The 26229-nt window shown below is 71.0% G+C and carries 24 protein-coding genes and 1 pseudogene; 14 read left to right on the forward strand and 11 right to left on the reverse strand.

The features are described 5' to 3' along the window. Window positions 1-95 precede the first annotated feature (95 nt). The 7 genes from ACQEWB_RS03320 (at window position 96) to ACQEWB_RS03350 (ending at window position 6031) form a co-directional block, all read left to right on the forward strand. Window positions 96-1415 (forward strand): ABC transporter substrate-binding protein, encoded by a 1320-nt coding sequence (locus ACQEWB_RS03320; protein WP_432826831.1) that lies wholly within the window; start codon window positions 96-98, stop codon window positions 1413-1415. Then, window positions 1412-2335 carry a carbohydrate ABC transporter permease gene (locus ACQEWB_RS03325; RefSeq protein ID WP_432826833.1) on the forward strand — a complete coding sequence of 308 codons (924 nt, stop codon included), beginning with the start codon at window positions 1412-1414 and terminating at the stop codon, window positions 2333-2335. The genes ACQEWB_RS03320 and ACQEWB_RS03325 overlap by 4 nt, the downstream gene beginning before the upstream one ends. Next, a complete protein-coding gene (locus tag ACQEWB_RS03330; RefSeq protein WP_432826835.1) occupies window positions 2332-3237 on the forward strand; it encodes a carbohydrate ABC transporter permease in 906 nt (301 codons plus the stop codon). Before ACQEWB_RS03325 ends, ACQEWB_RS03330 begins: the two co-directional genes overlap by 4 nt. Continuing rightward, window positions 3234-4265, forward strand: coding sequence for a LacI family DNA-binding transcriptional regulator (locus ACQEWB_RS03335; protein WP_432826837.1), 1032 nt, complete (start codon window positions 3234-3236; stop codon window positions 4263-4265). Before ACQEWB_RS03330 ends, ACQEWB_RS03335 begins: the two co-directional genes overlap by 4 nt. 86 nt (window positions 4266-4351) lie before the next feature. Next, complete coding sequence (locus ACQEWB_RS03340) at window positions 4352-5095, forward strand: class I SAM-dependent methyltransferase (RefSeq protein WP_432826839.1); 744 nt, start codon at window positions 4352-4354, stop codon at window positions 5093-5095. Window positions 5096-5219: 124 nt separating this feature from the next. Continuing rightward, on the forward strand, window positions 5220-5570 hold the full coding sequence (locus tag ACQEWB_RS03345; RefSeq protein WP_432826841.1) for a VOC family protein: 351 nt from the start codon (window positions 5220-5222) through the stop codon (window positions 5568-5570). A 71-nt stretch (window positions 5571-5641) separates the two neighbouring features. Then, window positions 5642-6031, forward strand: coding sequence for a MarR family winged helix-turn-helix transcriptional regulator (locus ACQEWB_RS03350; RefSeq protein ID WP_432826843.1), 390 nt, complete (start codon window positions 5642-5644; stop codon window positions 6029-6031). Between the two features lie 13 nt (window positions 6032-6044). Here ACQEWB_RS03350 and ACQEWB_RS03355 read toward each other — a convergent pair whose 3' ends face one another. Further along, the gene (locus ACQEWB_RS03355) at window positions 6045-6644 is read right to left on the reverse strand and encodes a TetR/AcrR family transcriptional regulator (RefSeq protein ID WP_432826845.1); all 600 of its coding nucleotides are present in this window, start codon (window positions 6642-6644) and stop codon (window positions 6045-6047) included. A gap of 99 nt (window positions 6645-6743) precedes the next feature. Between ACQEWB_RS03355 and ACQEWB_RS03360 the strand changes: the two genes are divergently transcribed. Next, window positions 6744-7658 (forward strand): oxidoreductase, encoded by a 915-nt coding sequence (locus ACQEWB_RS03360; RefSeq protein ID WP_432826847.1) that lies wholly within the window; start codon window positions 6744-6746, stop codon window positions 7656-7658. Window positions 7659-7689: 31 nt separating this feature from the next. Here ACQEWB_RS03360 and ACQEWB_RS03365 read toward each other — a convergent pair whose 3' ends face one another. The 8 genes from ACQEWB_RS03365 to ACQEWB_RS03400 form a co-directional block, all read right to left on the reverse strand. Beyond that, window positions 7690-8103 carry a nitroreductase family deazaflavin-dependent oxidoreductase gene (locus tag ACQEWB_RS03365; protein ID WP_432826849.1) on the reverse strand — a complete coding sequence of 138 codons (414 nt, stop codon included), beginning with the start codon at window positions 8101-8103 and terminating at the stop codon, window positions 7690-7692. Window positions 8104-8193: 90 nt separating this feature from the next. Further along, entirely contained in the window at window positions 8194-8631 is a 438-nt protein-coding gene (locus tag ACQEWB_RS03370) for a VOC family protein (protein WP_432826851.1), read from the reverse strand. A 454-nt stretch (window positions 8632-9085) separates the two neighbouring features. Continuing rightward, window positions 9086-9484, reverse strand: a complete 399-nt coding sequence (locus ACQEWB_RS03375; protein WP_432826853.1) for an SseB family protein — start codon at window positions 9482-9484, stop codon at window positions 9086-9088. A 127-nt stretch (window positions 9485-9611) separates the two neighbouring features. Beyond that, on the reverse strand, window positions 9612-10853 hold the full coding sequence (locus ACQEWB_RS03380; RefSeq protein ID WP_432826854.1) for an acyl-CoA dehydrogenase family protein: 1242 nt from the start codon (window positions 10851-10853) through the stop codon (window positions 9612-9614). Window positions 10854-10950: 97 nt separating this feature from the next. After that, entirely contained in the window at window positions 10951-11358 is a 408-nt protein-coding gene (locus tag ACQEWB_RS03385; protein WP_432826856.1) for a UTRA domain-containing protein, read from the reverse strand. Further along, window positions 11250-11657, reverse strand: a complete 408-nt coding sequence (locus ACQEWB_RS03390) for a GntR family transcriptional regulator (protein WP_432826858.1) — start codon at window positions 11655-11657, stop codon at window positions 11250-11252. Before ACQEWB_RS03390 ends, ACQEWB_RS03385 begins: the two co-directional genes overlap by 109 nt. Beyond that, window positions 11654-12202 carry a cysteine hydrolase family protein gene (locus tag ACQEWB_RS03395; protein WP_432826860.1) on the reverse strand — a complete coding sequence of 183 codons (549 nt, stop codon included), beginning with the start codon at window positions 12200-12202 and terminating at the stop codon, window positions 11654-11656. The genes ACQEWB_RS03390 and ACQEWB_RS03395 overlap by 4 nt, the downstream gene beginning before the upstream one ends. Then, window positions 12199-13662, reverse strand: a complete 1464-nt coding sequence (locus ACQEWB_RS03400; protein WP_432826862.1) for a purine-cytosine permease family protein — start codon at window positions 13660-13662, stop codon at window positions 12199-12201. The genes ACQEWB_RS03395 and ACQEWB_RS03400 overlap by 4 nt, the downstream gene beginning before the upstream one ends. Before the next feature lie 165 nt (window positions 13663-13827). Between ACQEWB_RS03400 and ACQEWB_RS03405 the strand changes: the two genes are divergently transcribed. Further along, window positions 13828-14073, forward strand: a complete 246-nt coding sequence (locus ACQEWB_RS03405; RefSeq protein WP_432826864.1) for a PLDc N-terminal domain-containing protein — start codon at window positions 13828-13830, stop codon at window positions 14071-14073. Here the strand turns inward: ACQEWB_RS03405 and ACQEWB_RS03410 are convergent. Both ACQEWB_RS03410 and gndA read right to left on the reverse strand, forming a co-directional pair. Continuing rightward, window positions 14025-14507: a hypothetical protein gene (locus ACQEWB_RS03410; RefSeq protein ID WP_432826866.1), complete on the reverse strand. Its 483-nt coding sequence runs from the start codon at window positions 14505-14507 to the stop codon at window positions 14025-14027. The two genes, ACQEWB_RS03405 and ACQEWB_RS03410, sit on opposite strands and share 49 nt — an antisense overlap. A 47-nt stretch (window positions 14508-14554) precedes the next feature. Continuing rightward, window positions 14555-15994, reverse strand: coding sequence for an NADP-dependent phosphogluconate dehydrogenase (gndA, locus tag ACQEWB_RS03415; RefSeq protein WP_432826868.1), 1440 nt, complete (start codon window positions 15992-15994; stop codon window positions 14555-14557). A 182-nt stretch (window positions 15995-16176) separates the two neighbouring features. Here gndA and ACQEWB_RS03420 point away from each other — a divergent pair, with 182 nt between their 5' ends. From ACQEWB_RS03420 to ACQEWB_RS03440, 5 genes and pseudogenes are all read left to right on the forward strand, one after another. Continuing rightward, the gene (locus ACQEWB_RS03420) at window positions 16177-17631 is read left to right on the forward strand and encodes a glyceraldehyde-3-phosphate dehydrogenase (RefSeq protein ID WP_432826870.1); all 1455 of its coding nucleotides are present in this window, start codon (window positions 16177-16179) and stop codon (window positions 17629-17631) included. Window positions 17632-17734: 103 nt separating this feature from the next. Beyond that, window positions 17735-19186, forward strand: coding sequence for a purine-cytosine permease family protein (locus ACQEWB_RS03425; RefSeq protein WP_432826872.1), 1452 nt, complete (start codon window positions 17735-17737; stop codon window positions 19184-19186). A 126-nt stretch (window positions 19187-19312) separates the two neighbouring features. Beyond that, window positions 19313-20887, forward strand: a complete 1575-nt coding sequence (locus ACQEWB_RS03430) for an acyl-CoA carboxylase subunit beta (RefSeq protein ID WP_432826874.1) — start codon at window positions 19313-19315, stop codon at window positions 20885-20887. A gap of 63 nt (window positions 20888-20950) precedes the next feature. Continuing rightward, entirely contained in the window at window positions 20951-22669 is a 1719-nt protein-coding gene (locus ACQEWB_RS03435) for a fatty acyl-AMP ligase (protein ID WP_432826876.1), read from the forward strand. Between the two features lie 83 nt (window positions 22670-22752). After that, window positions 22753-26178, forward strand: a pseudogene (locus ACQEWB_RS03440) (acyltransferase domain-containing protein); the annotation flags it as partial. Between the last annotated feature and the right edge of the window lie 51 nt (window positions 26179-26229).

Raw genomic sequence — 26229 nt, forward strand, 5'->3', positions numbered from 1 at the left:
CCATGACAGGTCCTCGCGACGGGCGGGGACCGGCTCATGTGATGCGCATGGCAGGTTCCCGCAGCAGGCGGGGACCCAGGTCAGGGGAGAGATCCATGCCCAACACGAAGCGCAGCCGCCTCGTGGCAACCACTGTCGCCGTCGCCCTCGGCGCCACCGCACTCGCCGCGTGCGGTTCGTCCGACTCGGACAGCAAGGCCGAGTCCGGTCCGGTCTCGCTGACGTACTGGACCTGGACGCCCGGCATGGACAAGGTCGTGGACCTGTGGAACAAGGGTCCGGGCAAGAAGGACCAGATCACGGTCACGGTCAAGAAGCAGGCGTCCGGCGACACGCTGGTCACCAAGATCCTCACCGCGCACAAGGCGAAGACGGCGCCCGACCTGGTGCAGGCCGAGTACCAGGCGCTGCCGACGCTGGTCAGCAATGACGCGCTCGCCGACATATCGAAGGAGGTCGGCGACGCCAAGAGCAAGTTCGCCGACGGTGTCTGGCAGCAGACCACGCTGGGCACGGACGCGGTGTACGCCGTGCCGCAGGACATCGGCCCGATGATGTTCTACTACCGCGCCGACCTCTTCAAGAAGTACGGCCTGACCGTCCCCACGACCTGGGACGAGTTCGCGCAGACCGCCCGTACGCTCAAGAAGAAGGCCCCGGACAAGGACCTGACGACCTTCTCGGCCAACGACTCCGGCCTCTTCGCGGGCCTCGCCCAGCAGGCCGGCGCCAAGTGGTGGACGACCTCCGGTGACAAGTGGAAGGTCGGCATCAACGACACGGCCACCAAGAAGGTCGCCGACTTCTGGGGCGGCCTGGTCAAGGAAGGCGCGATCGACAACCAGCCGATGTACACGCCGTCCTGGAACAAGGCGCTGAACACCGGCAAGCAGATCGCCTGGGTCTCCGCCGTGTGGGCGCCGGGCACCCTGACCACGGCCGCGCCGGACACCAAGGGCAAGTGGGCCATGGCCCCGCTCCCCCAGTGGTCCGCCGGTAAGAACGTCACCGGCAGCTGGGGCGGCTCCTCGACCGCCGTCACCACCGACTCCGCGCACAAGGCGGCCGCCGCGAAGTTCGCCGCCTGGCTGAACACGGACGGCACGGCCCTCCAGGCGCTGGCCAAGGAGAGCGGTATCTACCCGGCCGCCACCAACGCCCAGACCAGCGGCGCCTTCGCCACCCCGCCGGCCTACTTCTCGAACCAGTCGGACTTCTACACCAAGGCCGCCGAGATCGCGAAGACCACGGCACCCTCCGCCTGGGGCCCGAACGTGAACGTCGCCTACACGACCTTCAACGACGCCTTCGGTGCCGCCGCCAAGAACAAGTCGGACTTCGCCGCCGCCCTGGACAAGATGCAGGACGCCACGGTCGCCGACCTCAAGAAGCAGGGCTTCGAGGTCTCCGAGTGACCAGCGCACGCCGGAAGTCGTACGGGGTCAAGGGGGCCCCGTACGCCTTCCTCCTCCCCGCCACGGTCCTCTTCGCGCTGTTCTTCGCGCTGCCCATCGGCTACGCGGCCTACCTGAGCTTCCGCAAGGTGCACGTCTCCGGGCTCGGCCTGGGTTCGGGTGCCCGCAAGGAGGTCTGGGCCGGCCTGGAGAACTACTCCGACGCCCTCACCGACAGCGAGCTGCTGCACGGGGCGCTGCGCGTGCTGGGCTACGGCTGCATCGTCGTCCCGGTGATGCTCGGCCTCGCCCTCCTGTTCGCGCTGATGCTCGACTCGGACCGGGTGCGGCTCGCCCCCTTCACCCGGCTCGCGATCTTCCTGCCGTACGCCATCCCCGGCGTGGTGGCGGCGCTGATGTGGGGATTCCTCTACCTGCCCGACGTCAGCCCCTTCTACTACGTGCTCGACAAGCTGCACCTGCCGCAGCCGAACCTGCTCGACGGGGGCCCGCTGTACCTCGCGATGTCCAACATCGCGGTCTGGGGCGGCACCGGCTTCAACATGATCGTCATCTACACCTCGCTCCAGTCGATCCCGGCCGAGGTGTACGAGGCGGCGAAGCTGGACGGCGCCACCCCGCTGCAGACCGCACTGAAGATCAAGATCCCGATGGTGGCGCCCTCGCTGGTGCTGACCTTCTTCTTCTCGATCATCGCGACGCTCCAGGTGTTCAACGAGCCGACCACCCTCAAGCCGCTCACCAACTCCTTGCCGCTGACCTGGAGTCCGCTGATGACCGTCTACCAGGACGCGTTCCGCAAGGGCGACATCTACCAGGCGGCCGCCGAGGCCGTGATCATCGCCATCGCGACGCTCGTCCTGTCCTTCGGCTTCCTGCGGGCCGCGAACCGCCGGCAGAAGCAGGAGGCAGCACGATGAGTTCCCTCGCCGTCCACAAGGCCCCGTCGGCGGCCGGCACGACCGGTGCCACCCGGAGCCGTCCGCCGCTGCGCCGCCGTATCGCCCTGGTCCCGACGATCACGCTGGTGCTCGGCGCGATCTACACGCTGCTGCCGGTGGCGTGGGTGGTCATCGCGTCCACCAAGTCGGGCCACGAGCTGTTCTCCACGTTCACCTTCCTGCCCGGCACCGGCTTCTCCGACAACATCAAGCAGCTCAGCGCCTATCGCGACGGCGTGTACTGGAAGTGGATGGCCAACTCCGCCTTCTACGCCGGTCTGGGCGCCCTGCTGTCGACGTGCGTGTCGGCGTTCAGCGGCTACGCGCTGGCGATCTACCGCTTCCGCGGCCGCGAGACGATCTTCAACGTCCTGCTCGCGGGTGTGCTGATGCCGCCGATCATCCTCGCCATCCCGCAGTACCTGCTGCTGGCGAAGGCGGGCCTCTCGGACTCCTACCTGTCCGTGCTGCTCCCGCAGATCCTCTCGCCGTACGGCGTCTACCTGGCGCGGATCTACTCGGCCGCCGCCGTACCGTCCGACGTGGTCGAGGCCGGGCGGATGGACGGGGCGAGCGAGTGGCGGATCTTCACGCGGGTCGCGCTGCCGATGATGGTGCCGGGTCTGGTGACGGTGTTCCTGTTCCAGTTCGTGGCCGTGTGGAACAACTTCCTGCTGCCGTACATCATGCTCAGCGACGACGAGAAGTTCCCGATCACGCTCGGTCTGTACACGCTGCTCGAACAGGGTGCCAACACTCCCGCGCTCTACACCCTGGTGATCACGGGCGCGTTCCTGGCGGTGCTTCCGCTCATCGCGCTCTTCCTGGTCATCCAGCGGTTCTGGAGCCTCGATCTGCTGTCCGGAGCCGTAAAGTCATGACCATGAGCAACACGGGGGGCCGACGCCGACCGCCGACCATCCACGACGTGGCCCGCGAGGCAGGGGTCTCGCGCGGCACCGTCTCACGGGTGCTCAACGGCGGGCACTACGTCAGCCCGGCCGCGGCCGAGGCCGTCAACGCGGCGATCCGCAAGACGGGTTACGTCGTCAACCGGCACGCCCGCTCGCTGATCACCGGCCGATCGGACTCCGTCGGCTTCCTGCTGACGGAACCCCAGGAGCGGTTCTTCGAGGACCCCAACTTCAACGTGCTGCTCAGCGCCTGCACCCAGGCGCTGGCCGCGCACGACATCCCGCTGCTGCTGATGCTGGCCGGCACCAAGGACGAACGGCGTCGCATCACGCGGTACATCACGGCCGGCCATGTCGACGGAGTGCTCCTGGTGTCCAGCCACTCCGGCGACCCGGTCGCCGAGGAGCTGCACAAGGCGGGCGTGCCCCTGGTGCAGTGTGGCAAGCCCATGGGGCTGGGCTCGAAGGTGAGTTACGTGGCGGCGGACGACCGGGACGGTGCCCGGGACATGGTGCGCCATCTGCTGTCGCTGGGCCGCCGCCGTATCGGCATGGTGAGCGGACCGCTGGACACTCCCGGCGGTGTGGACCGTCTCGCCGGCTACAAGGAGGTCCTCACCGAGGCGGGCATAGAGATCGACGAACGCCTCGTCGTCTCCGGCGACTACAGCCGGGCCAGCGGCGAGGCCGGTGCCGAGCGGCTGCTGGCCCGGGTCCCGGACATGGACGCCGTGTTCGTGGCCTCCGACCTGATGGCGCAGGGCGCCCTGACGGCATTGCACCGGGCGGGCCGCCGGGTCCCGGAGGACGTCTCGGTGGGCGGCTTCGACGACTCGATCGCGGCGGTCGAGGCGACCCCGCCCCTCACCACGATCCGCCAGCCCTACGACCGCATCAGCGCCGAGATGGTACGGGTACTGCTGGCACAGATCGGCGGCGAGGACCCGGCGGCGGTGATCCTGCCGACCGAGCTGGTGAAGCGGGACTCGACGTGAGCATGGGGGTCCGGAGGCCAACCGCCCCCGGACCCCGGCCCGTTGGTCCCTCCCCTACGCGGCGGCCCCTTCGCATACTGAGGGGCATGGCCACATACGACACGCTCGGTACGACGTACGGCCTCACCCGGCGACCGGATCCGCGGATCGCCGCGCGGATCCACGCCGCGCTCGGGGACGCCTCGGACGTGGTCAACGTGGGCGCGGGCACCGGCTCCTACGAGCCGCCGCGTACGGTTCTCGCCGTCGAGCCGAGCCAGGTCATGATCGCCCAGCGCCCGCCCGGCTCCGCACCCGCCGTGCGCGCGGTCGCCGAGCGGCTTCCGGTGCGCACCGGCGCCGCCGACGCCGTGATGGCGCTGCTGACCGTCCACCACTGGGCCGACCTGGCCGCCGGTCTCGCCGAGCTGCGCCGGATCGCCCGGCGCCGCGTCGTCGTCCTGACCTGGGACCAGCGGATCTTCCGCGAGCGGTTCTGGCTCGTGCGGGACTACCTCCCGGGCGCGGCCGCCTTCGACGACACCAGGGCCGTACCGATCGAGCGGTTGGCCGCCCTGCTCGGCGGGGCGCGGGTGGAGCCCGTCCCCGTCCCGCACGACTGCACCGACGGGTTCGGCGCCGCGTTCTGGCGCCGCCCGCACGCCTATCTCGACCCACGCGTGCGTGGCGGGATCTCCCTGTTCGCCCAGACGGGGGAAGACGCCCTCGCGCCCGGTCTGGCGGCCCTCCGCGACGACCTGGCGACGGGCCGCTGGCACGACCGGCACGCCGATCTGCTGGCCCTCGACAGATTCGACGTCGGCTACCGGCTGCTGGTGGCGGACCGCTGATCCGGCCGCCGGGGGACCGCCGGCCCGAAGCGGTCAGGATCCGAGAAGCCGTCCCCCGCTCCCCCGTCCTAGCGTGAGACCACCGACGAAAACCGTCGGGCCACCCCATGCGGAGGAGCACACCATGACCGCCGGCCTGCAGACCGTCATCTACCCCGTCAAGGACATCGCCGCGGCGAAGGCCCTGTTCAGCGCGCTGCTGGAGGTGGAGCCGTACGCGGACGAGCCGTACTACGTCGGCTTCAAGGCCGCCGGACAGGATGTCGGCCTGGACCCCAACGGACACGCCAAGGGCATGACCGGACCGGTGCCCTACTGGCACGTCTCCGACATCCGGGACCGGCTCGCCGCCCTGCGCGAGGCCGGCGCCGAGGTGCTCCAGGACGTCCAGGACGTCGGCAACGGCCGGCTGATCGCCTTCGTGAAGGACGCGGACGGCAACCACGTCGGCCTGCTCCAGGACCCGACCTCCTGACCTTCACCACTCCATGCACCCGCACTAATTGCACACTCAACGAATGGTCGATTCGGTGTTACCGTGCGGGTATGGCAGCACAGACGGCCGACGCCCGGCTCGAGGACAGGTGGCGGGACATCCTGTCCACGCACGCTCGCACGATGTGCGAGATCGACCGGGTACTGCACCCGCACGGCCTGGGCGCGAGCGACTTCGAGGTGCTGGACATCCTCGCCTCCGAGTCGCCCCGCGACGGGGACCAGTGCCGGGTGCAGAACCTGGTCGGCCGGGTCCATCTCAGCCAGAGCGCGCTCTCCCGGCTCATCGGCCGACTGGAGAAGGACGGTCTGCTGGAGCGCTCCGTCTGCGTCGAGGACCGGCGCGGCGTGTGGGTCGCCCTCACCCCCAAGGGCCGCGACCTGCACGCCGAGGTGCGGCCGCTGCAACGCGCCGCGCTGGAGCGGATGTTGGGCCAGTGAGCCCGAACGCCCTCTACTCCGGCGCCGATCCGCGCAGGATGTAGGCGATCACGTCGTCCAGGGCGTGCTCGTCCGTCTCGGGAGGCAGCATGCCGGTCGCCGCGAGGTCGGCGTAACCGTGCAGGGTCGCGAAGACGGGGACGGCCACGGACTCCAGTGACCCGGCCCGCAGTTCACCCCGGCGCTGCCCGTCGACGATCAGCTCCACGAGGTGGTCGGACCAGCGCGCCGTGGCCGCGACCAGCTCCTCGGACGCCTCCGGGTCGTGCTTGATCGTGTACATCAGGTCCAGCAGTACGGCGTTGCCGAGCGCGAATCCCACATAGGCGCGGACCATGGCGTCGACGCGCTCCGCGAACGACTCCCCGACCCCCTCCTGCGACGCCTGCATGGCCGCCGCCAGCCGGTCGAACCCGGTCAGCGCCAGGGCGTCGAGCAGCGCCTGCTTGTCCTTGAAGTGGCGGCTCGGCGCGGCATGACTGACGCCGAGATCGCGGGCGAGCTCCCGCAGCGACAGCGCTGCGGGCCCCTTCTCCCGGAGCGTCTCCTCGGCGCGGGTCAGCAGTGCGGCGCGCAGGTCTCCGTGGTGGTAGCTGCGAGGGCGGGTGTACATGGGCGCCAGTGTATCGGGGATGTGTTTGGCGCCTACATTGTTGGCGCCGTCATCATTGTTGTCATTGACAGCATTGTTGGCGGCGCCTACATTGGCGTCATGACTACTGCACCCAGCAAGTGGAACGTGTCCGACCTCCCCGACCAGACCGGCCGCACCGTCGTCGTCACCGGCGCCAACAGCGGACTCGGCATCGCGACCGTGGAGGCGCTGGCCGGCGCGGGCGCGCACGTCGTGCTCGCGGTCCGGGACCCGAAGCGCGGCGAGGCAGCGGCGGCCGGGGTGAACGGGAGCGTGGAAGTACGCCGCCTCGACCTGGCCGACCTCGCGTCCGTACGGGAGTTCGCCGCGAGCTGGCAGGGCGGCCTCGACCTGCTCATCAACAACGCCGGCGTGATGAACATCCCGGAGTCCGCCACGAAGGACGGCTTCGAGACCCAGTTCGGCACCAATCACCTGGGCCACTTCGCCCTGACGAACCTGCTGCTGCCGCACATCACCGGCCGGGTGGTGACCGTGTCGTCCGGCGCGCACAAGATCGGCGGCCCGTACATCCACTTCGACAACCCCAACCTCACCGGCGAGTACGCCCCGATGAAGGCGTACGGCCAGTCCAAGCTGGCCAACCTGCTGTTCACGCTGGAACTCCAGCGCCGGCTGACCGAGGCGGGCTCGTCCGTGCGGGCCACGGCAGCCCACCCGGGCTATGCCGCCACGAACCTGCAGAGCCATGACGGCAGTGCGCTGCGGCGTGCGTTGATGCGGGTCGGCAACCGTTTCATGGCCCAGGACAACAAGGCCGGCGCCCTGCCGACCCTCTTCGCCGCGGTCCAGGACCTCCCCGGCGCCAGCTATGTCGGCCCCGACGGCCTCGGCGAGATGCGCGGCGCCCCGACCCTGGTCGGCCGCTCCCCCGCAGCGAGCGACCCGGCCGCCGCACGCCGTCTGTGGACGCTCTCCGAGGAGCTGACCGGCGTCACCTTCCCGCAGCGGGCAGCGGTCACCGCGGCGTGAGGAACCGGCACCCCGGCCCCGTGCCGCGCGCTCAACTCCGGGCGTGCAGGCGGAAGACCGGATGGTCGGCGGGGTCCGGCAGCGCGGTCAGCACCGCTGAGACGGTCGGCATGGAGCCGTATTTGTCGCGGTACGCCGCCATGATCGGCGGCCGGTCGGCCTGGGGGACCTCCTCCGCCATCAGGTCCTCGGTGCGGCCGTGGGCGGTCACCCGGCACTCGGGCGATGCCTGGAGGTTGAGCGCCCAGTCGCTCAGGCCGCGGTAGGAGACGAGGTAGCGCGAGCCCTCGTGCTCCAGTACGGCGACGGGTACCGTGCGCCACTGCCCGCTGGTGCGGCCGCGCACCGAGAGCCGGGACACGACGGACCGTCCGAACAGTGGCGCGAGCCGGTTTCCGACGTTCCGCTGCATCCAGGGCGGTTTGAGGTAGGTGCGGTCCTTCATGAGGTGCCTCCTCGTCGGTTCCTGTGGATACTCCACCGGGAACGGACGGTTCACCAGGCCCTTGCGCAGGCGCTGGAGCGGGATGCCGGACTACCCCAGGTCACCGAAGTCGGGAATGGTGACCGAGCCGTCCTCGGCCAACGGGAAGCCCGGGTTGTGGGCGACCTCCCAGGCGTATCCGTCGGGGTCGGTGAAGGCACTGGAGTAGAAGCCGATGGCGTTGACGGCGGCGGGCTTGGTGACGGTCCCGCCGGCCTGCTCCACGACAGCGAGCAGCGCGTCGACCTCGGCCTCGGATCGGACGTTGTGCGCCAGCGCGATTCCGCCGAAACCGCCGGGCGGCGTGGGCTCCAGACCGCAGTCCCGCGCGAGCTCGTCGCGGCCCCACAGGACGAACCCGAGGCCGCCGGCCTGGAAGAAGACGGTCTCCGCGACCTCCTGGCCGCGCCAGCCCAGCGCCTCGTAGAAGGCCTTGGAACGGGCGAGATCGGAAACACCCAGCGTGATCAGAGTGATGCGCTGCTCCATCCGATTCACCGTACACGCGTGGCAAGATCCCGTCCCCCGCGTGATCGGCCCCCGCCGGTGCCATGCTGAGCGCGGGCACGCAGCTGGACTGCACCACCGAGGTGCTCCTCGGGGGAGGCGTTCCGCAAGCACGTCGGCATGTTGCCGATGGCGTACGTCAACGAGGTACGGCTGCAGCGCGGGAAGTCGCCCTCGCAGCCCCTGCGCGCCGTGTGAATGCCTCGATCCGCCGCGTTTTGCGGACAGTCTCCGCGCTTCAGGGAGCGACGCGGAGGCCCCCGCGGCCGTATCGTCTGGCACGGCGACCGCGGGCGTCCGAGGATGAACGGGGTCGGCGCCGTTCGTCCTCGTGCCGTGCGTGAGCCCGGGTGCGGGAGCGGGAGACCGCCCGCACCCTGCCCGGGCCCGGCCGCTCCCCTGCCGTGATCGGTGGCCGGGCCCGCTTCGCCCCGTGCTACGGCCGTGCCAGCAGGGTGCGTACCCCCTCGGAGGTCAGCGTCAGCGGGTGGTCCGACCCCGCGTCGATGGTGAGCGACAGATCGTCGGCCGGCCACTGCGCGGCGAGCGCGCCCAGCGGTACCAGACGGTAGCGGGAGATGTACGGCAGCAGCTCCGCCAGCTCCACCTCGGAGGTGAACACCGGCACGACCGGGTCCCCGCCGGGCTGCTCCAGTACGGGTAGCGCCACGGCGGCGGGATCGACGCCGTCCTGGTCAGCGTCGTCGGGCACGGGAACGAGCACCTCGCTGCCGGCGAGCGTGTCCAGCGCCGTCGAGTCCTCGGTGTTCACGGCCAGCGCGTCCAGCGCCTGCCGGGCCGGGGTGGTGGTGTTGCGGTGGGCAGGTGTGTCCATGGCAGTTCCCCTGGTAGCGACGGTGGTACGCCCCGCCCGACGGCAAGATCGCTCCGGGCACGGCCCTGCTCGCGTACCCGATCGGAAGCGGGGCATTCCTTCGCTCGCACAAAGGTCCCCCGGGAGGCTACGGAATCAGGGCGATGTGGTCCGAGGGCAGACCCAGGCGGTCGCAGCCGACGCGGCGGGTCAGCGGCTCGGCCATGCTGGGGCCGACGTGCGTCCAGTACGTGGCCGCGTCCCGGAAGTAACGCTGCATCCGCTCGCCGTCGCGGGCGTGCCGGGAGCCGGCCGTGCGGAAGAGGGTGCCCTGGAGGACGTCCCAGGCGAGGCGGCCGGCGTTCAGGAACGTCAGCGCGAGCCGGTTGTCCTCGACGGTGGTGAAGGGCGCCTCGCCGCGGACATTGCGCCGGCAGACCTCCATCCAGTCCTCGGCGGTCTGCCGCAACGCGGCTTCGGCCAGGTGGATCGTGCCGAGCGCCTCGCCGAGGTGCCGCTGGTAGTCGTGCAGGTCGGCGCGGGTGCGGTCGGGTTCCAGGGTGAGGGGGCGGGCGGCGACGATCCGGGCGTACTCGTCGGCGGCGGCGTACGCGATGCCGATCATGATGGCGGCGAGTTCCCCGTGGAAGAAGCTCGGCGCACGCCCCGCGTACATCGGGTTGCCATGCAGCTCCGAGCCCACGCTGCCGCCCTCCACGGGCAGGTCGAGCAGGAACGCCTCGCGGGTGAGGTACGAGGGGATCCGCGCCTGCTCCAGGTGAATGCTGTTGGACCCGCTTCCGCGCAGCCCCAGCACCCCGTGCCAGTCGTCCAGCACCGTCCACGCCGAGCGCGGGGCGACGAACAGCACCGGCGGTCCGGGCGGGTCGCCGGGGGTGGTGGGTGCGCGCAGGGTCTGACCGACGTAGTGGGTCGAGTACGGCGCGCCGGAGGAGTACGGCCAGGTGCCGTCGAGCACGACGTGCCCGTCCCCGTCCGGCCTCGCGACGCCGACCGGCACCACGGTCGACGCGGCCCGGAACTCCCCGTCGGCTCCGAAGATCTCGTCCTGCGCCTTCTCCTCGAAGAGCGTGGCCACTTGGAGCACGTGGGCGGCGGTCAGCGAGAGCGCCCACCCGGTGGACGGGCAACCGCGGGCGGTCTCGGTCACCACCCGATAGAAGACGGGCAGCCCGAACTCGTACCCGCCGTACCGCCGCGGCTGCAGGATCCGGTAGAACCCCGCCCGCAGGAAGTCCTCGTGGGTCTCCTTCGGATAGTGCGTCAACTGCTCGGTCTCCGGCTGCCGTTCGAGCAGTACGGGCCTGAGCGCCACGGCGCGCCGGACGATCTCGTCTTCGGTCAGGGCGGGTTCGGGTGGGGCGGGCACGGTGCCTCCTGACGTCTGGGGCCGTCCGGTTCGTGACGCGATACGAGTGATTGAACACGCCGACGAGCCCGGGGTACCGACCCGAAATCGCCAACCGTCAGCCGAACTCGAGCGTCAGCTGGAAGTGGTCGGGGTCGAGCAGGCTGACGACATGCTCCACGAAGCTGCCGTCCGCCGCCCGGCTGGTGCGCCGCGTGTCGAGGAACCAGTCGCCCGGCGTCCGCCGCAGCAGCTCCGCCTCCCGCGCGTCGATCCGCCGCCCGATCAGCCGCTGCTCGCCATGGTCGGGACGCAGCCCCGCCCGCAGCATCACTTCTGCGAGCGACTCCCCCGCCAGCCCGCGTTCCGGCAGCTCCCGTATGCCGGGCACGGGTGGCAGAAAGCTGCGTTCGTACGTCACCACCGTGCCGTCGGCGACCAGCTCCCGGGTCCGCTCCACGCACACGAACTCACCATCGTCCACGGCGAGTTGCTCGGCCAGCTCGGTCGCACGAACCTCGCGCACGGCCAGCGTCCGCAGCTCCGCGTCGATGCCCCGGGGGCAGTGGCGCGGGCCCAGCCGAGGCTGTCGTCCGGCGAACGGCCGACGAAGAGGACGTACGAGCCCTTGCCGGTGCGGGTGGCGATCAGACCGGCCTCGCACAGTTCGGCGAGCGCCGCGCGGACCGTCGTACGGCTGACTCCGAACCGCTGGGCCAACGCGTGCTCGCCGGGCAGTTGCTCCCCCGCCGGGCGCCGGCCGCTGCGGATCTCCTTCGCGAGCACCTCGGTGATGCGCTGGTGCTTGAGAGGCACTCCGCTCACCCGGCCTCCCCGAGGAGTCCGGCGACGGTGGTCACGCGGATCAGCGGCCGGTACAGGTCCATGACGTGCAACGCCTTGGCGTGCGAGTCGTCGTCGGCGCCCGCGCAGGCGTCCGCGGCCACCAGAACCTCGATGCCGGCGTCGGCGGCGGCGAGGGCGGTGGACAGGACGCAGCAGTCGGTGCTGACGCCGGCCAGGACCAGACGGCCTTCGGGGCCGATGTGCCGGGCGAGTTCCGGGGTCCACTTGCCGAAGGTCGGGGCGTCGACGAGATGACCCTCGTGGTCGGTGAACTCGTCGGTGAGTTCCCACAGTCGGGCGTCCGGCGGCTGGAGGGCGAAGGGCCATTGGTCGTAGTAGGCGCGCCAGGCGCCGTCCGGTTTCGCGGGGGCCAGGAAGCGGGTGAAGGCGACGCGTTCGCCGTAGGCCGGCAGCAGGCGTCGTACTCCTGCCGCGGCCTCGGTGTAACGGGGCGCGGCCCAGGGGCTGTCGGGCTCGGCGAAGACGCGCTGCATGTCGATGACGGCGAGCAGGCCGGTGGTCATACGGCCGCCTCGGCGTCCACCGGGCTCGGGGCCTGCGCCTCCTGGGCCTGGACGCGGTCCCGGCTCAGGGCGAGGGTGCCGAGGAAGCCGAGCGCGAGGGCGGCGAGGACGCCGAGGTTGGCGTACGCCCAGGCGCCCGACTTGCCGCCGAGGCCGAAGGGGTCGAGCAGATAGCCCTGCCAAGTCAGCCAGCTGGCCGCCGAGTTGGTGACCAGGCCCCAGCCGAGGGCGGTGGCGGCGACGGTGAGCAGAAGCGGGGTGGGCTGGGCGTCGCCGTAGCGGCCGGCCGGGCGGTAGAGGTCGCCCTCGTCGTAGTCGCGGCGGCGCAGGGCGAGGTCGGCGAGCATGATGCCGCACCAGGCGGCGATCGGGACGCCGAGAGTGGTGAGGAAGCCCATGAACTGGCCGAGGAAGTCGTCGGCGAAGAAGACGATGTAGATCGAGCCCGCGATCATCAGGACGCCGTCGACGAAGGCGGCCAGGTAGCGCGGGATCCGCAGGCCCGCCGAAAGGAGGGCCAGGCCGGAGGAGTAGATGTCGAGGACCGCGCCGCCGACCAGGCCGAGCACCGCGACCACGGCGAACGGGACCAGGAACCAGGTGGGCAGGATCGTGGTGAGGGCGCCGATGGGGTCGGCGGCGACGGCGGTGTTGAGCTTGGTGGAGGAGCCGGCCAGCAGCAGGCCGAAGACGAGGAGCAGGAGCGGTGCCACCGAGGCGCCGAAGGTGGTCCAGCCGATGACTCCCTTGCTCGACGAAGTACGCGGCAGATAGCGGGAGTAGTCGGCGGCGGCGTTGACCCAGCCGAGGCCGAAGCCGGTCATCATGAAGACCAGGGCGCCGATGAACTCCTGGGCGGAGCCCGCGGGCAGAGCGCTGACTGTGCTCCAGTGGATGTGGTCGGCGACCAGGGCGATGTAGACGACGGTGAGCACGCCGGTGACGACCGTGATCACGGTCTGCAACCGCATGATCAGGTCGAAGCCCATCACTCCGCCCACGACGGTGAGCGCGCCGACCAGGACGAGCGCGACCACCTTGGTCTCGGTGCCGCCGCCCCAGCCGAGCCGCCCGAACACGGTCGCGGTGGCCATGGTGGCGAGCGCGCACAGCACGGTCTCCCAGCCGACGGTCAGCACCCAGGAGATCACCGAGGGCAGCCGGTTGCCGCGCACCCCGTACGCGGCGCGGCTGAGGACCATCGTCGGCGCGGAGCCGCGCTTCCCCGCGACGGCGATGAATCCGCACAGCAGGAAGGAGAAGACGATGCCGATGACACCGGCGACCAGCGCCTGCCAGAAGGAGATCCCGAAGCCGAGCGCGAAGGCGCCGTAACTCAGGCCGAGAATCGAGACGTTGGCCCCGAACCAGGGCCAGAACAGCGTCCGCGGAGTGCCCTTGCGCTCGGCGTCGCCGATGACGTCGAGCCCGTGCGTCTCCACCTGGAGGGAGTCTGCCATCGTCGACCTACCTGTCTAGACGTGTTCAGTCGACGCTAGGTGGCACCCGGTAGGTCGTCAAGACCGTGAACCGGTGAGGCGGTGTCGTCCGATGAGGGGGTGAACGGAGCAGATCCCGGTCTCCCCCGTACGGAGACCGGGACCCATCAGGAAGGAACCGGAGCCATGTCCGCACTCGCCGTCTGTGCCCTCTACGCCTTGGTCGTCGTGCTGTGTCTGCACAACTTCGTCGACTGTGCGCGGACCCCCGCGTCACGGGTCCGGCTGCTGCCCAAGGCCGTCTGGCTCGTGCTGATGTTCGTGGCGCCCGTACTGGGCGGCCTGGCCTGGCTCTACCTCGGCAAGCGGCGCCGGCCCGCGCCTCAGCGCGCCCAGAACGGCAGCGGCGCGCAGACGTTCGCGCAGGTGTAGCCGCCGGGCATCAGCAGGCCGGCGTCGTCCTCGTTGTTGTCGCCGCCCGCGAAGTACACCTCGGGGACCCAGCCCCAGCGGCCGTTGTCCGCCATGGTGGAGCCCCACCAGTAGTTCTCGGCGGACCCGTCCCGGAAGGTCTCGCCCTTCATCTCGGTGACGAACCAGTTGGCGGCGCCGCCCTGTTCGAGGTAGCCGACGACGGGGGCGCCCGGCGAGCGCGTCGCGTGGACCGGGACGCGGCCGCGGGTGAGGTTGCAGTACTTCACCTCCGTCCCCGGCCACACCCGGCCGGTGCCGGGGTCGGTGAGGTTCTTCCTGGTGGGGCTGTGGCAGGGGACGTTGTCGGTGGCGTGGGCGGCGGGTGCGGTCAGGGCCGCCAGGGCGGCGAGCGCCGCGGCGGCCGTGGCGAGTCCGCGCTTGATGTGGATCATGCCCTCGGGAACGACCGGTTCCGGTGGATGGTCACGCCCGGTGTGGGTCAGGCGGGGGTCTCCGGGCGGTCGGGCGCGGCCCAGTGGGTGTGGAAGGCGCCTGCCCGGTCGGTACGGCGGTAGGTGTGGGCGCCGAAGTAGTCGCGCTGGCCCTGGAGGAGGGCCGCGGGGAGGCGCCCTGCACGCAGGGTGTCGTAGTGCGCGAGCGCGGCGGAGAAGGCAGGCACGGGGATCCCGCGCCGGGCGGCCGAGGCGACGGTCTCCCGCCAGGGCACCTGCGCGTCCGTGATCTCCATGGCGAACTCCATCTCGCCGAGCAGGCTGACCAGTTCGCGGTCGGCGGCGTACGCGGCGCGGATGCGGTCGAGGAAGGAGGCGCGGATGATGCAGCCGCCGCGCCAGATCTTGGCGACGCCGCCGAGGTCGATCTTCCAGCCGTACTCGGCGGCCGCGTCCTGGATCATCTTCAGACCCTGGTCGTAGGCGATGACCTTCGACGCGTACAGGGCGTGCTCGACCTGGGAGGCGAAGCGTTCGGCCTCGGTACGGCTGAGCAGGGGCCGGGTGCCACCGGGCAATCCGGCGTAGGCGGCACGCAGTTCGCTCTGGCCGGAGGCGGCGCGGGCGAAGGTGGCCTGGGCGATGGCGGTGACCGGCGAGGCGAGGTCGAGGGCGGTCTGCACGGTCCAGCGACCGGTGCCCTTCTGCCCGGCGGCGTCCTGGACGATGTCGACGAACGGCGCGCCGGTCTCCGGGTCGGTGTGGGCCAGCACCTCGGCGGTGATCTCGACGAGGTAGGAGCCGAGCCGCCCCTCGTTCCAGCGCCGGAAGACGTCCGCGATCTCGGCCGGGGTGTATCCGCCGACCTGCCGCAGCAGGTCGTACGCCTCCGAGATGAGCTGCATGTCGGCGTACTCGATGCCGTTGTGGACCATCTTCACGAAGTGCCCGGCGCCGTCGCCCCCGATGTGGGCGGCGCAGGGCTCGCCGTCGACCTTGGCGCTGATGGTCTCGAACATCGGACCGAGGGTCTCGTAGGACTCCGCGGAGCCGCCGACCATGATCGACGGTCCCTCAAGGGCGCCCTCCTCGCCGCCGGAGACACCGGCGCCGACGAAGTGGATACCGCGCTCACGCAGGGCGGCCTCGCGGCGGCGGGTGTCGGCGAAGTGGGCGTTGCCGCCGTCGATGATCATGTCCCCGGGCTCCAGGAGCGCGGCGAACTCCTCGATGACGGCGTCGGTGGCGGCACCTGCCTGCACCATGATCATCAGGCGCCGGGGGCGTTCGAGGGCGGCCACGAACTCCTCGGCCGTCTCACCGGGCACGAACGTGCCCTCGTCGCCGTACACCTCCATGAGCGCTCGGGTGCGGCCCACCGTGCGGTTGTGTACGGCGACGGTGTAGCCGCGGCGGGCGAAGTTCCGCGCCAGGTTGCGGCCCATCACACCCAGGCCGGTCACGCCGATGGCTGCGGTTGCGTTCATGGTGTTCGTCCCTCGATCGAGTGCGGTGACGGTCACGGGGCGGGCGACCCCGTGACCCTCAGGTACGCACCGGCGGCCCGATCGTCTCGATTCCGGCGGCGAAGCATGTGACGAACCCCGCTCAAACGATCGATCAACCAGGGTTTAACATATGAGCGCCGCCTAGCTCGAAAGATGGATCTGTGACTGTCAACGACGACTCGTTCACCAACTGGAAGACCCGTGAGGAAACCGCGGAGTCGATGATCCCGATCATCGGAAAGCTGCACCGCGAGCAGGACGTCACCGTCCTGCTGCACAGCCGCTCCCTGGTGAACAAGTCGGTGGTGAGCATTCTCAAGACCCACCGCTTCGCCCGGCAGATCGCCGGCGAGGAGCTCTCGGTCACCGAGACCCTGCCGTTCCTCAAGGCCCTGACCGCGCTCGACCTGGGCCCGTCCCAGATCGACATCGGCAGGCTCGCCGCGACCTACAAGAGCGACGACCGGGGGCTGACGGTCGAGGCGTTCACCGCCGACGCCGTCGCGGGTGCCACCGGCGCCAACAAGATCGAGCGCGGCGAGGGCCGCGACGTCGTCCTCTACGGCTTCGGCCGCATCGGCCGCCTCGTCGCGCGCCTGCTGGTCGAGAAGGCCGGCTCCGGCAACGGTCTGCGCCTGCGCGCGATCGTCGTACGCGGCGGCGGCGGCCGCTCCGCCGAAGATCTCGTCAAGCGCGCCTCGCTGCTGCGCCGGGACTCGATCCACGGCCAGTTCCAGGGCACGATCACTGTTGACGAGACGAGCAACACGATCTACGCCAACGGCAACGCGATCAAGGTGATCTACGCCAACGACCCGTCCGAGATCGACTACACGGCGTACGGCATCAGCAACGCCATCCTGATCGACAACACCGGCAAGTGGCGCGACCGCGAGGGCCTCTCCGAGCACCTGCGCCCCGGCATCGACAAGGTCGTGCTGACCGCGCCGGGCAAGGGCGACGTCCCGAACATCGTGCACGGCGTCAACCACGACACGATCAAGCCGGACGAGCAGATCCTGTCCTGCGCGTCCTGCACCACCAACGCGATCGTGCCGCCGCTGAAGGCGATGGACGACGAGTTCGGCGTGGAGCGCGGCCACGTGGAGACGGTCCACTCGTTCACCAACGACCAGAACCTGCTGGACAACTACCACAAGGCCGACCGCCGTGGCCGTTCGGCGCCGCTCAACATGGTCATCACCGAGACCGGCGCCGCCTCCGCCGTGGCCAAGGCGATGCCCGACTTCAAGGCGCGCATCACGGGCAGCTCGATCCGGGTCCCGGTGCCGGACGTCTCGATCGCGATCCTCAACCTCCAGCTGTCCCGCGAGACGTCCCGCGAGGAGGTCCTGGACTACCTGCGCGATGTCTCGCTGACCTCGCCGCTGCGGCGCCAGATCGACTTCACGACCGCCCCCGACGCGGTCTCCAGCGACTTCATCGGCTCCCGCCACGCCTCGATCGTCGACGCCGGCGCCACCAAGGTGGAGGGCGACAACGCGATCCTCTACCTCTGGTACGACAACGAGTTCGGCTACTCCTGCCAGGTCATCCGGGTCGTCCAGCACGTCTCCGGGGTGGAGTACCCGACCTTCCCGAGCCCGGCGGTCTGACCAGGGCGGACTGTCTGGTCAAGGGTCGGCAATATGACCTTTGACCAGACAATTCCAGGGAATGAATCCGGCCAGAGGGGTGGATCAACACTCTGGAGGCGCCGTGACCACAACGCCGGAACCGCGCGTGTCGGGTCTGGAGATCCGCTCCATCGACTACGTGCCCCTGGACGAACGCCACGGCAAACTGTGGCACCTCGGCCCGCTGTGGTTCATGTCGAACGCCCAGATCGCCACGCTCGCCGTCGGCCTGATCAGCATCACCGAGGGCGGCAACCTCATCTGGTCGCTGATCGCGATCGTCGCGGGCACGGTCCTCGGCACCTTCTTCATGGCCTTCCACTCGGCCCAGGGCCCGCAGCTGGGCCTGCCGCAGATGATCCAGTCCAGACCCCAGTTCGGCTACGTAGGAGCCCTGCTGGTGTGGCTCTTCGCCTACGTCCAGTACGCGGGCTTCAACGTCTTCAACACCATCCTCGCCGGTGAGGCCCTGCACACCACGGTGCACGGAGGCGTCAAGCTGTGGGTGGCCGTGGTGACGGTGATCGCCCTGGTCATCGCACTGGTCGGGTACGACGTGATCCACAAGGCCGAGCAGTTCCTGACGTACACCTTCCTGGTCGTCTTCGGCATCTTCACCGTCGGCGTCCTGATCACCCTGCACTACCCGGCGGGCTCCTTCGACCTCGGCGCCTTCAAGGCCACCCCGTTCCTGGCCCAGTTCGGCGTGGTCGCCGGCTACCAGATCAGCTGGGCGATCTACGTCTCCGACTACTCCCGCTACCTGCCGCCCGGCGTGACGGTCCGCAAGACCTTCTACTGGACCTACTTCGGCTCGGCCCTCGGCGGCATCTGGCTGATGGTCCTCGGCTCGCTCCTCGCCGCCTGGGCGGGCAAGGACTTCGACACGATCAAGTCGATCAACGCGGCGGGCGACAAGGTGTTCAACGGCTTCGGAGCGATCGTGCTCCTCTTCGCCGTCCTGGGCCTGGTCTCCGTGACAGCGCTCAACATGTACGGCGGCTCACTCACGTTGATCAGTGCGGTCGACTCGATCAAGAGGGTGCGCCCGACGCTCTCGGTCCGCCTGGTGACGATCGGCCTCACCGCGGCGCTCTCCCTGGTCGGCGCCCTCGCCGCGACCTCCAACTTCCTGGAGAACTTCAACAACTTCCTGCTGCTGGTCCTCTACCTCTTCATCCCGTGGACCGCGGTCAACCTGATGGACTACTACGTGGTCCGCCGCGGCCACTACGCCATCGCGGAGATCTTCAACCCGCGCGGTATCTACGGCCGTTGGGGCTGGCACGGCATCATCGCCTACCTGGTCGGCTTCGCCGTCATGGTCCCCTTCTTCTCCGTGGGCACCCTCTACACGGGCCCCGTCGCCGACGCCCTCGACGGAGCCGACATCTCCCTGTTCGTCGGCCTCCCGGTCTCCGCAGCGCTGTACTGGTGGCTGACCCGGTCGATCGACGTGGAGGCCGAGGCACGGCTGGCCGAGGCGGAGGCGGCGGAACTGGAGCAGGCGGCACACGAGCACCGGGAGCCGTGAGCCACCTCGTTGTCACAGCCGGACTAACAGCGCTTCCACAGGACTCAACTCCCGCAAAGAGAACGCCGAACATCTCAATACGCCTCTCGACCACTGCCATATTCGAAAGCCATTTCGGAGGTGGTTGTGACGCGAGAGGCGACGACATCCCGTCCCCAGGGGACGGTCGCGCAGGTACCGGACCGCACCGCCGAGCGCCTCGCAGGCCTTGAGGAACGCCGAGTTCGTGCCGTGGCTCCGGGCGGCACGAGACGGCGTGGGCAGTTCGGCGCGCGGGAGCGGATCGAACGGCTGCTGGACCCGGGCTCCTTCACGGAGACCGGTCTGTTCGTGCGGGCCCGGCCCGTCGGGGACGGCGCCCGGCGCCCGTACGGGGACGGGGTGATCACCGGGCACGGCACCGTCGACGGCCGTACCGTCTGCGTCTTCGCCCAGGACTCCACGGTCTTCGGCGGCAGCATGGGCGAGGCCTTCGGGGAGAAGACGGTCGCCCTGATGGACCTCGCCCTGAAGATCGGCTGCCCGGTCGTCGGGCTCAACGACGGCGGCGGGGCCCGCATCCAGGAGGGCGTCTCCTCGCTCGCCCTCTACGCCGAACTGGTCCGCCGCAACGTCAAGGCGTCCGGCGTGATCCCGCAGGTCTCGGTCGTCCTGGGCCCCTGCGCGGGCGGCGCCGCCTACTCGCCGGCCATCACGGACCTCACCGTGATGGTCGACGGCGCCTCGCACATGTTCGTCACCGGGCCCGAGGTCATCGAGGCGGTCACCGGCGAACGCACCGACGCCGAGGAGCTGGGCGGCGCCCGCACCAGCAACACCCTGAGCGGCAACGCCCACTTCCTCGCCACCGACGAGGAGGATGCCATGGACACCGTACGGGACCTGCTGTCGTATCTGCCCGCCAACAACCTCGAACGGCCGCCGGAGTACGCCCCGGCCCCCGCCCACGACGGCGCCCGGCTGGACGAGCTCGTGCCGGACCGGCTCCAACAGGCCTACGACATGCGGGACATCCTGCACACGGTCGTCGACGACGGTGAACTCCTGCAGATCCAGGAGCTGTTCGCGCCGAACATCATCTGTGCGCTGGCCCGCGTCGAGGGCCGTTCGGTGGGGGTGGTGGCCAACCAACCCCTGTGCTCGGCCGGGGTGTTGGACATCGACGCCTCCGAGAAGGCCGCGCGTTTCGTACGGTTCTGCGACGCGTTCGGCATCCCGCTGCTGACCTTCGCCGACGTACCGGGCTATCTGTCCGGCGTCCGCCAGGAGCAGGCCGGGATCATCCGGCGCGGGGCCAAACTGCTGTACGCGTACGCCGAGGCGACCGTCCCGAAGGTCACCGTCGTGGTCCGAAAGGCGTACGGCGGCGGATACGCGGTGATGGGTTCCAAGCATCTCGGCGCCGACGTCAACCTCGCCTGGCCCACCGCCCGTATCGCCGTGATGGGCGCCGAGGGCGCGGTGGGCATCCTGCACCGGCGGGAACTCGCCGCCGCGGCCGATCCGGTGGCTCTGCGCGAACGGCTGGTCGCCGCGTACGAGAGCACCCACGGCACCCCGTATCTCGCCGCCGAGCGCGGCTACGTCGACGCCGTCATCGCCCCTCGCGAGACCCGCGAGCAGGTCTGCCGCGCGCTGCGGACGCTGCGCGGCAAGCGCGCCCCGATGCCGGAGCGCCGCCACGGCAACATCCCCCTGTGATCCCGCCGACTGCTCCAACCACCGTGCCCCGCAAGCCCGTTACGTGACCTGAGGAGCCAACCCGTGGAGAGCCGCCGCCCCCCGCTAGCGCCCGCCCACCGGAGTCTGCCGGAGTTCCTGCGGCACTGGGCCGGGGCCACCCCCGACCGCCGGGCGTTCACCTTCGTCGACCATCCCGCGCCGGGTTCGCGGGGCGTCCACCGCACGCTGACCTGGCGCCGCCTGGACCTGCGCGTCCGCGCCCTGGCCGCCCGGCTCGCCGAGGACACCGAGCCCGGGGCGCGGGTCGCGCTGCTGTGCCCGCAGGGCATGGAGTACGTCACCGCCTTCCTCGGGGCACTCGCGGCCGGACTGGTCGCCGTACCGCTGTATCCACCGGGTCTGCCCGGGCAGGGCGACCGGCTCTCGGCGGTGCTGGCCGACGCGAACCCGGCCGTCGTGGTGACGACACGTCAAGTCGCCGACGAGGTCCGCGACTTCTGCTCGGGCACGACGGTACGGATCGTGGTGGCCGACGAGGTGCCGGACGCGGCCGTGGGCGACGGGCGGCCGGTGGCCCCTGACGCCGTCGCCTATCTCCAGTACACCTCTGGCTCGACCCGCACCCCGGCGGGCGTCGAGATCACTCACGCCAACGTCGTCGCCAACGCCCGCCAGGCGCTTGCCGCTTACGGCGCCGACGCCCATCCGGTCACCTGCGTCGGCTGGTTGCCGCTGTACCACGACATGGGTCTGGTGCTGAGCGTCGCCGCCCCGGTGGTGCGCGGCCTGCCGTCGGTGCTGATGGATCCGGTGGCGTTCCTGCACGAACCGGTGCGCTGGCTACGGCTGTTGGGGACACATCCGCGCGCGCTGAGTGCGGCTCCCAACTTCGCCTACGACTACTGTGCCTCCGCCGTCACCGAAGCGCAGAAGGCGGACCTGCGGCTGGGTGGCATCGCCGCGCTCATCAACGGCAGCGAGCCGGTCCGTCCCGGCACGGCCGACCGTTTCCACGCCGCGTTCGCCGGTCAGGGGCTGGTACCCGAGGTGCACTGTCCGTCGTACGGGCTCGCCGAGGCGACCGTCTTCGTCAGCGCCGCCCGGCCCGGCGAGCCGCTGCACCGCGTCGCCCTCGACCGGGACGCGCTCGCCGCCGGGAAGGCGCTGCCCGCACGGCCCGACGACCCCAGAGCCGTGCTGCTGGCGGGCTGCGGGACTCCGGCGAGCCAGCGGGTTCGTATCGCGGACCCGGTGTCGGGTGCCGAGCTCTCCGAGGGGGAGGTCGGCGAGATCCAGGTGCGGGGTCCCAACGTCGGCCGCGGCTACTGGAACCAGGAGGAACTCACCGGTCGCGTCTTCGGCCCCGGCGGGTGGCTGCGCACGGGAGACCTCGGGACGGTGCTGGAAGGGCAGTTGGTCGTCACCGGACGGCTCAAGGACCTCATCGTCGTGGACGGCCGGAACCACTATCCGCAGGACGTGGAGGCCACCGCGCAGGACGCCCATCGGTCGATACGGCCCGACCGGCTCGCCGCCTTCGGCGTCCCGGGCGGCTCGGGCGAACGGGTGGTCGTCGTGGCCGAGCACTCCCGCGGCACCCGACTTCCGGACATCGACGTACCGGAGTTGGTCCGTGCCGTGCGCGCCGCCGTCTCCGCCCGGCACGGGCTGCGGCTGGCCGATGTGGTGCTGGTGGAGCCGGGCGCCGTGCCCCGGACGTCCAGCGGGAAGGTGTCACGGGCGCGGACGCGGGAGCGGTATCTGGCAGGCCACTACGCTGCGGCGGAGCGTGCGCGGTGAGAGCCAGCGACGAGCACGCGGTGCGTCGGCTGATCGCGGAGCGGGTGGCCGCCTGGAGCGGGACGCCCGGGCAACTCGCGCCGATGGACCGGCCGTTGGCGGACCTGGGCATGTCCTCACGGGACGCCGTGGTGCTGGCCGGGGAGCTGTCCCAACTGGTGGGCCGTGAACTGCCGGCGACGCTGGTGTGGGAGGCGCCCACCGGGGAGGCGCTCGTCACGCGGGTCTGCGGTACGGAGACGCCGGGCCAGCCGCCGGTGACGGTACAGGTCATCTCCGGCGAACCGGTCGCGGTCATCGGGGTCGGCTGTCGGCTGCCCGGCGGTGTGCACGGCCCCGACGACTTCTGGCGGCTGCTGGGCGAGGGCGTCGACGCGATCCGGCGGGTCCCGGAGGACCGCTGGCGCGACTTCACCGCCTTTCCGCCCTCCGACGCACTCCCTTACGGCGGATACCTCGACGACATCGCCGGCTTCGACGCGGACTTCTTCCGCATCACCCCGCGCGAGGCCGCCGTGATGGACCCGCAGCAGCGGATCCTCCTTGAGGTCGTCCACGAGACGCTCGACCATGCCGCCGTCCCGGCCGCGTCCCTGGCCGGCAGCAACACCGGCGTCTACGTCGGAGTCTCGACCGCCGAATACGGCCAACTCACCGGCGCGGACGCCGAGTCGGTCGATCCCTGGGCTCCGGCGGGGGCGGCGCTCAGCGTCGCCGCGGGTCGGCTGGCGTATGTCCTGGACACCCGCGGGCCGAGTCTGACCGTCGACACGGCGTGCTCCTCCTCGCTGGTCGCCGTGCACCACGCGTGCGTCTCCCTGCGCACGGGCGAGAGCGACCTGGCAATCGCCGCCGGCGTCAACCTGCTCCTCTCCCCCACCGTCACGGTCGCCTTCCAGCGGGCGGGAGCCCTCGCCGCCGACGGCCGCTGCAAACCGTTCTCCAAAGCGGCCGACGGCATCGGGCGCGGCGAGGGCTGCGCGGCCGTCCTCCTCAAGCGGCTGTCCGACGCCGAGCGGGACGGCGACCGGGTGCTGGCCGTCATCCGTGCCACGGCAGTCAATTCCGACGGCCGCTCCAACGGCCTTCTGGCGCCCAACCCCGCAGCCCAGCAGGCCCTGTTGTCGACCGCGTACGCGCGAGCCGGTGCCGACCCGGCGCACGTCGACCACGTCGAGGCGCACGGCACCGGCACCCCCCTCGGCGACCCGATCGAGGCGGGCGCGCTGGGCGCGGTCCTCGGCGCGGACCGCGACCCCGACCAGCCGCTGCTGCTCGGCTCGGTCAAGGGCAACCTGGGCCATCTGGAGTCGGCGGCGGGCGTCGCCGGGCTGGTCAAGACGGTGCTCGCCCTGCACCACGACATCATCCCGCCGTCCCTGCACTGCTCAGACGGCAGTGCGCTCGACGACGAACGGCTGCGGGTGGCGACCGAGCCCGAGCCGTGGCCCCGCTACGGCGGCACGGCACTGGCAGGGGTCTCCGGTTTCGGCTTCGGTGGCACCAACGCCCATGCGGTACTGGAGGAATGGCGGCCCGCCCCGCCCCCGTCACCGCAGGAGCCGACGGCCCGGCTGCACCTGCTGTCCGACGTCGACGGAGGGCGGCTCCGGGACACCGCGTCCCGGCTCGCGGACTGGCTCGGGACACCAGAGGGCGACCGCACGCCCCTGGCCGAGGTGGCGCGTACGCTCGCCGGGCGGACCGGTCGCGGCCCCGTGCGGGCCGCCGTGGTCGCCCGCGACCGTGCCGAACTCGTCGACGGTCTGGGCGCGTTGGCGAAGGGCCTCGCCCATCCCGAGGTGGTGACCGACGACCGGGACCGCGTCGGGCGCGGACCGGTGTGGGTGTTCTCCGGGTACGGCAGCCAATGGGTCGGCATGGGACGCCGCCTGCTCGCCGAGGAACCCGCCTTCGCCGCCGCGGTGGAGAAGACCGACGCCCAACTCGCCCCGGAATGCGGGCTGTCCCTCCACGAGCACCTCACCTCCGGCGGTGACCTGAACCGACTGGAGGTCGCCCAACCCGTGCTGTTCGGGCTCCAGGTGGCACTGAGTGAACTGTGGCGTTCGTACGGCGTCGAGCCCGCCGCCGTGATCGGCCACTCCATGGGAGAGGTGGCCGCCGCGGTGTGCGCGGGAGCCCTGGACCTGTCGGACGCAGCCAGGATCGTGGCGGTACGGGCACGACTGTTGAGTCGGCTCCGGGGTGGCGCGATGGCGGTCGTGGACCTGGACGACAGCGAACTGTCCTCCTTGGCACGGGACTTCCCCGACGTGCATGTAGCCGTGCACTCCTCCCCCGGTCAGAAGGTCGTCACCGGCGAGCAGGCCGCGGTCTCCCGGCTGGTGCGACGGCTGGAGCGTGCCGGACGGACGGCTCGCGCCATGCGGGTCGTCGGGGCCGGTCACTCACCTCAAGTCGACCCGCTGCTGGCCGAGTTGGCCGATGCCCTGGCCGACGTCCAGGGCAGACCGCCCCGCGTCCCCGTGTACTCCACCGTCCTGGACGACCCGCGCGGCGAATCGGGCTTCGGTGCCGGCCACTGGGTGGCGAACCTGCGCCGGCCCGTGCGGCTGGACCGGGCTGTCGCGGCGGCCTCGGCCGACGGACACACCGCGTTCGTCGAGATCTCACCCCACCCGGTCCTGCTCCGGGCTGTCACGGACACCGCGCCGGGGGCTTTCGCCGTCGGCACCCTGCGGCGCGACGGCGACGGATCCGCCGCGTTCCTGGCCCAGTTGGGCGCGCTGTACACGGCGGGTCAGCGGCTGCCGCTGCCGCCCGGCCGGGTCGTCGATCTGCCCGCGCCACGCTGGCGGCATGTGCGGTACTGGTGGACGGACGGCAGCGCGGCGGCCCCGCCCGCGCCGAAGACCGTGGCGCCGGAGGACGATTCGGTCGCCGCCCGCCTGTGCCACCACATCGCCGCCGTCACCGGCCATCCGCCGACGCGCCTCACCCCCGCCACCGCCTTGGCCGACCTCGGCCTGGACTCCCTGATGGCCGTCCGCATCCGGACCGCGCTGGAGCGCGAGTTCCGGATCGAGCTGCCGCTGCGCGAATTGCTCGGCGCCACGAGCATCGGCGCCATGGCCGACCGCGTACAACAGGCGCTTTCCGCCGCGGAGTTCCGGCCGCTGCGGACCTTGCGCCAGGGCGGCTCGCGGCCACCGCTCTTCCTCGCCCACGCGGCCGGCGGCACGACCGACGTGTACCGGGCCCTCGTCGAACGTCTCGGCGACGACCGCCCCGTGTTCGGCCTGGAGCGGATGGACGAGGCCGAAACGGTCACCGAGAAGGCGCGACGCTACGCGGAGGCAATCACCGCCAGACACCCGAACGGGCCCTGCCTGCTGGGTGGTTGGTCCTTCGGCGGCTTCGTCGCTCAGGAGACCGCACGACAACTGACCGCCGCCGGGCGGGAGGTGGCGCTCGTGGTGCTCCTCGACTCCGTACGGCCGCTGGAGGACCGCGCCCCGGACGAACGCATCCGCGCCCACCTGACCGGCTTCGCCGCGCACGTAGCCGACGCCTACGGGGTCCGGCTGGAGCTGCCG

The organism is Streptomyces sp. CA-249302 (assembly GCF_050936785.1).
GTDB lineage: Bacteria > Actinomycetota > Actinomycetes > Streptomycetales > Streptomycetaceae > Streptomyces.